9 protein-coding genes are annotated in these 12,465 nt (G+C 42.7%); 4 read left to right on the top strand and 5 right to left on the bottom strand.

Annotation, left to right across the window (positions count from 1 at the left end; translation table 11 throughout):
- Nucleotides 1-577: 577 nt before the first annotated feature.
- The 4 genes from rho to ACYUCY_RS00245 all read left to right on the top strand — a co-directional run bounded on the left by rho (nucleotide 578) and on the right by ACYUCY_RS00245 (nucleotide 7,364).
- Nucleotides 578-1,837, top strand: coding sequence for a transcription termination factor Rho (gene rho / locus ACYUCY_RS00260; protein ID WP_460224426.1), 1,260 nt, complete (start codon nucleotides 578-580; stop codon nucleotides 1,835-1,837).
- 71 nt (nucleotides 1,838-1,908) lie between these two features.
- A complete protein-coding gene (gene ubiD / locus ACYUCY_RS00255) occupies nucleotides 1,909-3,378 on the top strand; it encodes a 4-hydroxy-3-polyprenylbenzoate decarboxylase (RefSeq protein WP_460224425.1) in 1,470 nt (489 codons plus the stop codon).
- Between the two features lie 218 nt (nucleotides 3,379-3,596).
- Nucleotides 3,597-5,345 carry a methyl-accepting chemotaxis protein gene (locus ACYUCY_RS00250; protein ID WP_460224424.1) on the top strand — a complete coding sequence of 583 codons (1,749 nt, stop codon included), beginning with the start codon at nucleotides 3,597-3,599 and terminating at the stop codon, nucleotides 5,343-5,345.
- 363 nt (nucleotides 5,346-5,708) lie between these two features.
- Nucleotides 5,709-7,364, top strand: a complete 1,656-nt coding sequence (locus ACYUCY_RS00245) for a methyl-accepting chemotaxis protein (RefSeq protein ID WP_460224423.1) — start codon at nucleotides 5,709-5,711, stop codon at nucleotides 7,362-7,364.
- 22 nt (nucleotides 7,365-7,386) lie between these two features.
- Here the strand turns inward: ACYUCY_RS00245 and ACYUCY_RS00240 are convergent, their stop codons facing one another.
- The 5 genes from ACYUCY_RS00240 to hemC form a co-directional block, all read right to left on the bottom strand.
- Nucleotides 7,387-7,758 carry a diacylglycerol kinase gene (locus ACYUCY_RS00240; RefSeq protein WP_460224422.1) on the bottom strand — a complete coding sequence of 124 codons (372 nt, stop codon included), beginning with the start codon at nucleotides 7,756-7,758 and terminating at the stop codon, nucleotides 7,387-7,389.
- A gap of 155 nt (nucleotides 7,759-7,913) precedes the next feature.
- Nucleotides 7,914-9,179 carry a heme biosynthesis HemY N-terminal domain-containing protein gene (locus ACYUCY_RS00235; RefSeq protein WP_460224421.1) on the bottom strand — a complete coding sequence of 422 codons (1,266 nt, stop codon included), beginning with the start codon at nucleotides 9,177-9,179 and terminating at the stop codon, nucleotides 7,914-7,916.
- A complete protein-coding gene (locus ACYUCY_RS00230) occupies nucleotides 9,179-10,534 on the bottom strand; it encodes a uroporphyrinogen-III C-methyltransferase (RefSeq protein ID WP_460224420.1) in 1,356 nt (451 codons plus the stop codon). Before ACYUCY_RS00230 ends, ACYUCY_RS00235 begins: the two co-directional genes overlap by 1 nt.
- Nucleotides 10,535-10,663: 129 nt before the next feature.
- Nucleotides 10,664-11,446, bottom strand: coding sequence for a uroporphyrinogen-III synthase (locus ACYUCY_RS00225; RefSeq protein ID WP_460224419.1), 783 nt, complete (start codon nucleotides 11,444-11,446; stop codon nucleotides 10,664-10,666).
- A 2-nt stretch (nucleotides 11,447-11,448) separates the two neighbouring features.
- Entirely contained in the window at nucleotides 11,449-12,387 is a 939-nt protein-coding gene (gene hemC, locus ACYUCY_RS00220) for a hydroxymethylbilane synthase (RefSeq protein WP_460224418.1), read from the bottom strand.
- Nucleotides 12,388-12,465: the final 78 nt, after the last annotated feature.

Raw genomic sequence — 12,465 nt, 5'->3', positions numbered from 1 at the left:
CAAGCTCTGGTTCCCCTTATCGTTGTTACCAACAATAATCGTATTCTATCCAAGCGGAAAGTAATCAATGATAAGGTTATGTGTTGCGCCATCTGTTGATAAGCAGATACCTAGGAACGGCGAATACTCGAATCAAACTGGCCTGAATTTATCGCGAGCTAACTAGTAATTAATCTGCTTCTAATTTAAACCTCTATCAACTAAGCAGATAGAACAAGAAACAGAAAATGCAATATAGGCAATTTCGCTTTACTGCATTTGCAACCTGAGCTGTAAAAACTAACTTAATAAAATGACGGTGTTTTATTTGTATTTTTTTGCAAATAAGACTACATATTGAATACACATAAAGTAATTCAGTGCAGCTAGCGTTCGAGAAATCGAGACGCACCTAAACAAGCACCTTTATGCTTAAAATATTGCACTAATATTTGAACAGTAAATTAATCAATTAATTAGAACAATCAACACGCTCGGAAACCAATACTTATCTTTCTTCTCGTTTTGACTTTACTTCTAAAGTCTTTCGCGTATTCCTTTAACTCAAACTTCCATTTAACCAGCTAACGTTACCCCTATGAATTTAACTGATCTAAAAACCAAACCTATTGAAGAACTAATTGGCATCGCTAAAGAAATGGGGCTAGATAATATGGCCCGGTCTCGAAAGCAGGATGTTATTTTCAACATCCTAAAGCGCCATGCAAAAAGTGGCGAAGATATCTCCGGGGATGGCGTACTCGAAATTTTACAAGATGGATTTGGATTTCTACGATCTGCAGATAGTTCATATTTGGCTGGGCCCGATGATATCTACGTATCACCCAGTCAGATTCGACGATTTAATTTACGTACCGGTGACTTCATTGCGGGGAAAATTCGTCCTCCTAAAGAAGGCGAACGTTATTTTGCTTTATTAAAGGTCTCGGAAATCAATTTCGATAAACCTGAAAACTCTAGAAACAAAATTCTTTTTGAAAACCTTACCCCTCTTTTTCCAAATCAGCGTTTAACTTTAGAAGCCGGTAATGGCTCTACTGAGGATTTGACGGGTCGCATTATTGATCTAGTATCACCAATCGGAAAAGGGCAACGCGGACTGATCGTTGCTCCGCCAAAGGCCGGTAAAACGATCATGATGCAGCATATTGCGCAATCAATAATTCGTAACAACCCCGAATGTCACTTGATCGTTTTGTTAATCGACGAACGTCCTGAAGAAGTAACAGAGATGCAACGATCCGTGCGCGGAGAAGTTGTCGCCTCTACTTTTGACGAGCCACCTACCCGTCACGTGCAAGTCGCTGAGATGGTAATTGAAAAAGCGAAGCGCTTAGTAGAACACAAAAAAGACGTCGTCATTTTACTCGACTCAATTACTCGACTAGCGCGAGCATACAACACTATCGTACCTTCATCTGGGAAGGTCCTAACCGGTGGTGTTGACGCCCACGCACTTGAGAGGCCAAAACGTTTCTTCGGTGCTGCACGAAATATCGAAGAAGGTGGCAGCCTATCGATTATTGCTACCGCGCTGATTGATACCGGTTCAAAAATGGACGAGGTTATTTACGAGGAATTTAAAGGTACGGGCAACTTAGAGCTACATCTTGATCGAAAAATAGCGGAAAAGCGTATCTACCCCGCAATTAATATTCGTCGTTCTGGCACCCGCCGCGAAGAATTACTGATGAAGGAAGATGAATTACAACGCGTCTGGATTCTACGTAAATTGCTACATGACATGGAAGACGTCGCAGCAACAGAATTTCTTGCTGGAAAACTGAAAGACTTTAAAACTAACGATGAGTTTTTTATGTCGATGAAGCGAAAATAAAAAACAATAAAGTATTTGTTTTCGAAATTCCAAGATTCAAAAGTGCGATCTAGAGAGTTATTTTTTAACTTATGAAATATAAAGACCTTCGCGACTTTATTGAAAAATTAGAATCCATGGGTGAACTCAAACGTATTTCTCACCCAGTTGATCCAATTCTTGAAATGACGGAAATTTGCGATCGCACTTTAAAAGCTGGCGGCCCAGCCTTGCTTTTTGAAAACCCCGTTGGTTTCGACATACCCGTCCTAGGCAATCTATTCGGCACGCCTAAACGTGTTGCCATGGGTATGGGGCAGGAATCTGTAGAAGCCTTACACGAAGTCGGCAAGCTACTCGCCTTTTTAAAAGAGCCTGAACCACCAAAGGGTCTTAAAGACGCCTGGGAAAAATTACCCATCTTTAAACAAGTGCTCAACATGGGGCCAAAAGTTGTTAGTAAGGCGGCCTGCCAGGAAATTGTTTTAAAAGGCGATGATGTCGATCTGAGTAAAATACCTATTCAAACCTGTTGGCCAGGTGACGTCGGCCCATTAATTACATGGCCATTAGTTATTACTCGTGGCCCCGAGAAAGAAAGACAAAATCTCGGCATATATCGAATGCAGGTAATAGGAAAAAATCGTGTCATCATGCGCTGGCTGAGTCATCGCGGTGGTGCTTTAGATTTTCGCGATTGGCAAAACAAATACCCCGATCAACCCTTTCCTGTTTCCGTTGCGCTCGGTGCTGATCCAGCAACCATCCTCGGTGCGGTAACACCGGTACCCGATACTTTATCTGAATATGGTTTTGCTGGCTTGTTACGTGGCGACAAAACAGAAGTTATCCAAAGCCTGAGTAACGATCTTCAAGTGCCCGCTAGTGCGGAAATAATTTTGGAAGGCAGCATCGCTGCAAATGATCTCGCCGATGAAGGTCCCTTTGGCGATCATACCGGCTATTACAATGAAGTCGAAAAATTTCCTGTGTTTACTATCAATACCATCACCCACCGCAAGAATCCGATTTATCACAGTACTTACACCGGCCGACCACCAGACGAACCCGCTGTTTTAGGGGTCGCCTTAAACGAGGTGTTCGTTCCCATCCTACAGAAACAATTTCCCGAAATTGTCGATTTTTATTTGCCTCCGGAAGGTTGCTCTTATCGCGTTGCCGTTGTCACGATGAAGAAACAATACCCCGGCCATGCTAAACGCGTAATGATGGGAGTGTGGTCTTTTCTGCGGCAGTTTATGTACACCAAGTTTGTTATCGTCACCGATGACGATGTCAATGCGAGGGATTGGAAAGACGTGATTTGGGCAATGACAACTCGGATGGATCCCGCGCGCGACAGTGTCTTCGTCGAGAATACACCTATCGACTATCTAGATTTTGCCTCGCCTGTTGCTGGTTTAGGTTCTAAAGTCGGATTCGACGCAACCAATAAATGGCCTGGTGAAACTTCTCGGGAATGGGGTCGGCCTATCGAAATGGATCAATCGGTAAAAGATAAAATCGATAGTATTTGGAATGAATTGGGCATTGAGCCCTAAAAACTCGCCTCACTTAATCAATACTAAATAATAAAAATCCTGCTTAGTACTTTTCGAAATTTTCTTGCACCATCGCTAATCTGTTGTTCATATTCCAAAGCACCAAGCCTTTCTTACTGTCTCGCAATTTTCTGCCGATCGTCTAGCCTTTCTAATGACGCCTAGTTTTTAGGGGCATTATTGATATACCTGACAATTCCCAGCGATGGACGCGAAAGATGGCAGTTTCAATTCTTCATAATTTAGCGATTCGCAAACGCATTTGGCTCTTAGTATTCTGCTCAATCGCGGCGTTGGCTGGTATTGCCACTCTTGATCTTCTGGAAGCTCGAACGCAATTCACCAAAATGAAGCTAGAGCAATACGAGAAGCTCGTCAGTGCTGCGGTTAAAAATGTTGATTACTATTACCAACAATCGCAAGCAGGAACAATGACCGAGATCGAGGCTCGCCAAGCCGCAAAGGCGGCCTTGCAACACATGGCCATTAACGAACGAGAATATTTTTTCATCCACGAAACGCGTTTTAACTTACTGGTCTCCCATCCGTTTATAAACACTTTCAATGATAATACCGAGGCAGGTGTACAACTCGGTAGGGCGATCTACGAAAACTTATCTAAACAAACGACTGAAAAATACGGCAATAGTTTTAATTTGACCAGCGCCGGGAAACTCTGGTCTGATACTTACCCGAATAATAATTCGGGGTTTATAGAATATTGGCTGTACTTACCGCAAGGAGAAACCACGTCGCTAACGGTTCCCTATACAGATGAAAAACCGCATTCTGAAGCGGAACACAAAGCTTCTTATGGAAAGCGGTTCGAACCTTGGAATTGGTTAGTTATGACCGGGGTTTACATGGATGATGTGAATGCCACATTTCTTTCTTGGTTAAAGTTTCTTGTCCTAAATGCAACCATTGCGATTCTAATACTTTTGGTTTTAGGTCTGTGGATTTCACTCTCCATTTCTAAACCTCTGCGAGCTATTACCGCATTGATGATCGACATATCGAGTGGTAGCGGTAACTTGACGAAACGATTAAGCTCGAAGGGTCGCAACGAGCTAACTCAATTTGCCGACGGCTTTAATACATTTGTCGAAAAAATTACCGATATCATTCAGAAAGTCTCACGCACGACAAAATCAGTAGCAAGTCACTCATCAGACCTCTCACAATCAATGGAGCGTACCGTTGCACTCGCTGACGAACAATTAGCGGAAACCGAAATGCTTGCGAGCGCCACTAACGAACTATCTTATTCGCTAAAAAGTGTTGCGGAGCGCGCGCAAAACTCCTCAAAAGCAGCAAGCTCTGCTCAGGAAGCCTCTGATCAATCTTCTGAAGTTATGGCCAGAAATATTGAAGCAATCAATGCGCTTACCGAAGCGTTATTAAATACCCAAAGCGAGGTCGAAAATATGGAAGCCTTTAGCGATAAAGTTTCTTCAGTGCTGGAAGTGATTGTCGGTATCGCCGAACAAACTAATTTACTCGCACTTAATGCTGCGATTGAGGCTGCACGAGCTGGCGAGCAGGGACGAGGTTTCGCCGTCGTAGCTGACGAAGTAAGGACCCTAGCTAGCAGAACACAAAATTCTACTTCAGAAATTCACACCATTATTGAAAACCTACAATCCGGAACACAACGCGTGGTTCACGCAATGAAAGATGGTTTAAAGAATTCTGAAATCTGTGCAACAACAGCGACTGAATCCAATCAGGTGTTAACGCAAGTAAAAGCCTATGTAGAAGAGATCACACAAATGAATATCGACATCGCTGCGGCGGTAGAGCAGCAATCGAAGACAACACAAGAAATTGCGGAAAGTAGTCAAAAAATTGCCGACAACTCTAAACGTACGCTCGATGATAACGAGAAAAACCAACAATCAAACCAGAGCATGAGTACGCAAGTACAGGACGTCGATAATCTGGTTAAGCAATTTAAGATTGATTAAGCCCAGGCTAAGGTACAAAACATCAATAACAATACGTAAATAGTTAACGGTGTTATAAAACCCCCTAATATCTCCTCTGCGCTTAGAAACCCAATATATTGACCCCTTAGTCAAAAAAACTCCGCTAGTTAATTTGGTTCTTTCCAGAACTTTTACGTCTTCCTCACCTTGGTAGTTCTGAATTATTTGGTCTAGGCTTTATACAATGACCCGCTTTTTTTTTATTGTTATTGCTCTACCTAGAACAAGGCAAATCGCTAGGACGAATTAATGGCTACACCCCTCATGCAAAAACTGTATATTCGCCAGCGAATATGGCTTCTCTTATCGTGCTCAATTTTCGGCTTGGTATTCATTTCGGCCGTGACTATCCTAAAAGCTCAACAACAATTTACCGATTTAAAAGAAGAACAATACGAGAGATTAGTCAGCTCCGCGGTCCGAAATATTGAGTATTTTTATCAAGAATTTGCCGACGGTAGGCTCAGCGAAGTCGACGCCAAGAAAGCGGCAAAAGCGGCTCTAAAAAAAATGAGTCTAGACGAGCATAATCAATTTTTTATCCACAACTCCGACTCAACATTGTTAGTTTTTCATCCTAGATTGATTACTTACAATGATGATACTGAAACTACTCATCGGTTATCTCAGAATTTTGAAAAAACTCGAACAAAAACGATGACGGATAAGTTTGGCATCATCGAATCGGGTTTAAATTCAGGAACACTCTTTTTGGAAGCCTACCCAGAACAAGAATCTGGATTAATTGAATATTGGTATTATGAATTAGGGGAGCAGAACTTTCCTTTTGTAAGCAGAATAAATGCTGAAAAACCAACTGATTCTGCGACCCGTATTGGAGCGTATGGTAAACATTTCGAAGCATGGAATTGGATTGTTTTTACCGGCGTCGATCTAGATGCAGAGGAAGCCTCATTTGCTTCCTGGCTTACTTATCTTTTGACTGCCGCTGGCATCACTATTTCCATATTACTTTTCTTCGGATTTTGGATTTCGTCGTCAATCTCTAAGCCCTTACAGTCTATCACTACATTAATGACAGACATTTCAAGCGGCAGCGGAAATCTAACCAAACGACTAAGCTCGAAGGGTCACAACGAACTTACGCATTTCGCCGATAGCTTTAATACCTTTGTCGAAAAAATTGCTGACATTGTTCAAAAAGTATCTCGCACCACACAATCCGTTTCCGCACATTCTTCTGACTTATCGAAATCTATGGAGCGCACGGTTTCCCTAGCGGACGAACAGCTCGCTGAAACAGAGATGCTTGCTAGTGCGACCAATGAACTCTCTTATTCTTTGAAAAGTGTGGCCGAACGAGCGCAAAATTCTTCGAAAGCGGCAAGCTCCGCGCAAGAGGCATCGGATCAAAGTGCTGAGGTAATGACGAGAAACATTAAAGCGATTAATGCACTCACCGACGCACTATTGAATACTCAAGGAGAAGTTGAAAATATGGAAGCCTTTAGCGATAAAGTGTCTTCCGTACTAGAAGTAATTGTCGGTGTAGCCGAACAAACAAATTTACTCGCCTTGAATGCGGCGATCGAAGCAGCGAGAGCAGGAGAACAGGGAAGAGGTTTTGCCGTCGTTGCCGATGAAGTGAGAACGCTTGCCAGAAGAACACAGAAATCAACCGAAGAAATTCATACGATAATCGAAAATTTGCAGTCAGGCACAAAGAAAGTCGTCGATGCGATGAAGGATGGCCTAAGAAATTCTGAAATTTGTGTGACTACGGCTACGGAATCTAATCAGGTATTGACGCAAGTAAAAGCCTACGTAGAAGAAATTTCACAAATGAATATTGATATTGCAGCCGCAGTAGCTCAGCAATCTAAAACGACACAAGAAATAGCTGAGAGCAGCCAGAAAATTGCCCAGAATTCAAAACGAACGCTTGATGACAATGAAAAGAATCAACAATCGAATCAGAGCATGAGTACACAGGTGCAAGAAATAGACGGCTTAGTGAAACAATTTAAAATCGACTGAAGTCAGTCCTTGTCTATTAGCTTTATGAAAAAAGTAAAGTCGACACGATAGTCGTCCAGGTAAAAGCAACAAATACTAACGCGACAAAAACTGCCGAAGATCCCATATCTTTTGCTTTGCCACTAATCGGATGTATTTCTCCACCAAAACGATCTATTGCTGCCTCTACAGCGCTATTCAATAACTCCACGATCAATACCAACAATACGCTGCCAACCAAAGCAATCTTTTCTAATCCTGACACGTTCAGTAACATTGCCGTGGGTAACATAATCACCGCGAGTAAAACTTCAAAACGAAATGACGCTTCACCTTTCCACGCATGCCTAAAACCTTGGAAGGAAAATCGACCCGCATTAGCTAAGCGTTTTAACTCCGTCGTAATAATATTCATATTTTAAGTTCATTTAGGAATCGGTATTTACTATTGGATAAAATTAACTCGATATAGTTAAGCCGACACAGCGGCCTATGAAGTCTAATACTAAAATGTTAATTTTTTATTAAAACTCGGAAACCAAACAATGCCGCGTAAATACCTCTGCACAATCAGCCGGTCGCGGACATCGTCATTTTTTCGCTGAGTGGAGGCATGGGTAGTTTTGGCAAACTGTGGGTGGTCAACAGTAATCCCTGTTGATAATAGTCAGTGCTTAGCTGATGTTCGCCCAGATGAGCTAATAATCGAGCCAATTCCGCATACGTTTCAGGTTCTTTTCTTAACTTCAAACTACTTTCGAAATAATCACGCGCGCTTTTCCATTCAGCATTTCGCAAACATAAGCGACCGAGCGTAAGCAATAAAAATGGATTCCCGGGACGCTCCTTAAGCCAACCTTCCGCAGTTAACTGTTGCTTTTTAGTATCTCTGGCCTTAACTTTGCCAAAATACAAAATTAACTCGTCGTTCCATTGTCTCTTGAGTTCACGCCGCAAAAAAGTCGCCGCGCCTTCTTCATCGCCCATCTTTATCATCTGACTAACATATAAAGTAGTGATATCTGAATTAATTCGAATGGCTTTGGGTATTTCGCCCCACTCTTTTTCCAATAATTGTCTAGATTTATCATCAGGCAACGCTTTTGCTTTCTCAGCGACTTGATCTAGCAATGACAAATACATTGTGTGTTCCAAGTCATCTATCTCCGCATCAGAACGTATTTTATTACGTCTAAGTTCTGGTATTAGCGCCTTCAGCGCTCGCCAGTCTGAGAGAGAGGTGTAAGCCTGCTGCAATAGATCTAATACAACTGGATGATGTGGCACTAGCTGTTTTGCACGCTCTAAATTTGCAATACATTGCTCGTATTTTTTCCCTACTAAAAACATTCTCGCCTGAGTTAGAGCAATCGCAAGACCGCTCTGTGGTGATATTTTTTCAGCTTCATGTAAAAGAGAAAAAGCCTCTTGATGATTACCTAATTCATAAGTACTTCGTGAAGCAGCGAGGTAATTTATTAATGGGTACTCAGTATTTTTTACTGACTTTAAGAGGTTCGCCCTTGCTTGTTTCCAATTCCCTTCGATAAAAGCAATTAATCCCTTTGCCGTTAACTTTTGAGTTCGTTTGCTGCGCCGCGCTAAAAAGTGATTTGCGCCACTACCCAAAATACCAGACAAACCAAAAATTATGCGGGCAATGCCATACAAGGTGGCACAAACGACGATCAGTACAAAAACACCGGTCCAGAAACTCATCTCAACGCTAGTGCCACCTAAAGAAATATAGATGTATCCACTGCCTTCAGATATTTTCTGAAACAGAAATGCGCCTGCAACCAGACCAAGACAAAGCAATAAATACAAACGTTTCATTACTGTGTCACCGTTTGAACTGGCTGATCTAAAGATGAGCTTTCGACACTGGAGTCAGTGGGTTTTACTTCAGTAGGTTTTATCTTATGCAATTTCTCTAGGTAATCACCAAGCACAATCTGTGATTGCTGGATATCGGGAATAGACTGCTCAACCGGCTCGGCTTGAAGTTTCTCAATTAACGCCGATAATTTTTCAGCTTGCGCCTCGTCACTGTTGGCGCTTCCCGCAGAAAAATATATCAGCACTAGTTCTTTTGCTTTCGTTAAACTGGAATTATAAATTTCCTGCTGCTCTCGCAACAAAGCCAATTGTGCTGATTCCAATAGCATTGTTAATCGCACTTTGGCTATTTCGCTCTGCTGAATGGCAACTGAAATATCCACGTTGTCTTCTATGTGTCGAACACGAAAGTAACTTTGAAAATGACTTAGTAATTTTTTGAAGCTATTTTTTATCGCCCCGTCTTTGGCATCCCTACTGCTCTCCACAAGAGGGTGTTCTGATTCTTTAATATCTTGAAAATTTTCAGGAATAGAATTGGGCAGCCCGTCTAATTGTTTAATAATCGCCGCGAGCTGCAGGTAAATCCCTTCTCGATCAATAGTGCCTGCTAATTGCAATGCAGTTATATCATTCGCCAAAGCTTCTCGCACGCGATACAACTCAGGATCTTTTTGCGCCTTAACAATATCATCAGCTGCCTGCAATAATGCTAATGCACCGATAGTCGATTTTTCCATTTGCAATCGCTGTACCGCTAAGCGTGTTAAATAATAGGCTTCCGCTAATTTCCAATCGTCGGTACTCGTCGTTGACAAGGTTAATAGTTGTTCTCTATAACCTTCTAATTGTCGCTCCAAATAACTTTCGAGTTGCTGTGCGCGCTGATCATAACTAGAAGCGTCTTGCGACTGCTCCTGCATTTTATTTTCAACGGCAAGCAGTGCGTTTGACATATTCGAATACTGTTGAGATAACAGCTGCGCTTGTTGATTAATTTTATTATCTAAATCCGCAACGCTTTGTCGCTCTAATTGAAATTGCTGCCAACCGAAATATCCCGCGCCTCCCGCAGCAGCAAGTATCACAACTATAAACAGCACAAGTATTGCCGTTAAACCACTAGATTTTTTATTCGCCTGGACGGTATTTTCAGTTGAAGTTGTAGAAGTGGGTGTCGGAGTTAAAGATTGCACGTCGCTCGTCGGCTCATTGCCATCTTCAGATGCGGCGGTCTTTGGGAGTTCTTCTTTGCCAGCGGGAAAGCTAGGATCATGTTCCGGATTTGAAGCGGACTTCAATAATTCTTTTTCGGAACTTGATGCTTGATCTGGATTCTTGTTTTTACTCACAATAGCACTCGCCAATTCTGCTTACACATGATCCGGCATTCTACATTAAATGAGCTAAGCTCAACATCTCTACAATGAAGACGAAGCTCTAGTAATTAGCACGGGGATCATGCCAATAGAGCGCCAAATTTAAGACTGCCGCCACTTCATTAGCGCCTCAGTCATTGCGTCATCACTTGCATTCCTTGCGACAATAACCTTGCTAAATCCCGAGTTTTTTGCAATTTCTGCAACCCGAATACTCGGCACCAATATGGCCGATTGGAAAAGTGTTGAAAACTGGATGTTTTTCACCGCAACTAGCAAATTTTCCAAGCTTTCACCGCTATGAACACTGACTACCCACCGCGATTCTAAATGACGCTGCTGAAAAGACATTAACTGCTCATCGAGGTTATCGGGTAGTGCTCGTTCATATAGTTCGCAATATCGAACCTCTGCGCCTCGTTGCTCAAGTACTTCAGCGATTTTAGTTCGCCCACCAACGCCTCGAAATATAAGAACTTTGGAGCCATCTACCGACTGGAGTTGGGGCAGTTGCAATAGCGCCTCGCTATCCATGGCCTGCGTATTCGCTTCAACCTTCAAACCAAGGTTTTGTAGTGAGGAGGCTGTGCTGCTACCAATAGCGTAATAATTTTGCCCAACTGGTAGTTGGGGCCAATAATGCTCGACCCACGTCATCCCATAATTCACGGCATTTTGACTAACGAAAATAAGATGTTGGAATTGATCAAGCTCTTGAATGTTATTTTTAATTGCTTGCTCTTGCTCGATTTCGCTTACGGGTATTATTTCAAGAACTGGGATAGAAAGTGTTTCTGCGCCTAAGGACCGAAGTAAGTTTTGCCAGCGAAGCGCTTGTTCGCGAGGCCGTGTGATGAGTATATGCAGGCCAGATAAATCAGACACGACTAATGGGCGAAAGCCGTAAGAATTTTATCAGCGCCCGCTGCAATCAATTGCTCCGCTAATGTCGTACCCAACTGGTCTGCGTCCTGAACCGCACCTCTAATTTCTTTTTGAATTATTGGCGTGCCACTCGGATCACCCACCAAAGCACGTAACCACAACTGCTGTTCTTGTTCACCCTCTCGTACATGGATGGCGTAAGCGGCGATGGGCACCTGACAACCGCCTTGCAGTCGACGCACTAATGCTCGTTCCGCGGTAACAGTTTCGGTGGTTTTTTTATCTGCCAAGATATTTAACAGTTGTTGAGTTTCTTTATCACCGCTTCGACACTCAATACCGACAGCGCCCTGCCCACCCGCAGGCAAACTCGTTTCAACAACAATTTTTTCGCGAATGCGATCCTCAAAACCCAAACGTATTAATCCTGCCGCCGCCAAAATAATTGCATCAAAATCACCCTTATCTAATTTGCTCAAGCGAGTATTTACATTACCTCGTAAAAACTCAATTTTGAGATCGGGACGCAGCGCAAGTAGTTGGCATTGACGGCGCAGACTGGAGGTGCCCACTTTACTACCGGCGGGTAATTCTTGGAGGCTATTGAAATGTTCGGAAACAAAAGCGTCGCGAGGATCTTCGCGCTCACAAATAACTGCAAGCTCTAGACCGGGGGGGAATTCCATCGGCACATCTTTCATGGAATGAACCGCAATATCAGCGGTGTTTTCCAATAAAGCGTGTTCGAGCTCTTTAACAAAAAGGCCTTTACCACCGACTTTCGCTAATGGAATATCAAGCACCTGATCACCCCGGCTAGTCATCGGCACAAGCTCTACTTCTAACTTAGGATGCGCCTGCTCTAAACGCTGTTTTACATCGTTAGCTTGCCAAAGTGCCAAGGCGCTTTTGCGCGTTGCGATACGTAAAACTTTTGGCATTGGATATTCCCGATGAAAACTGTATTGTTTAAAACTTAATGACGCTTTGCTTCTTTATTTACTGATAGCTACATTGAC

It is taken from the genome of Aurantivibrio infirmus, assembly GCF_054767315.1.
The sequence above is the reverse complement of the archived record's forward strand: the minus strand, read 5'-3'. Positions and strand labels throughout refer to the sequence as shown.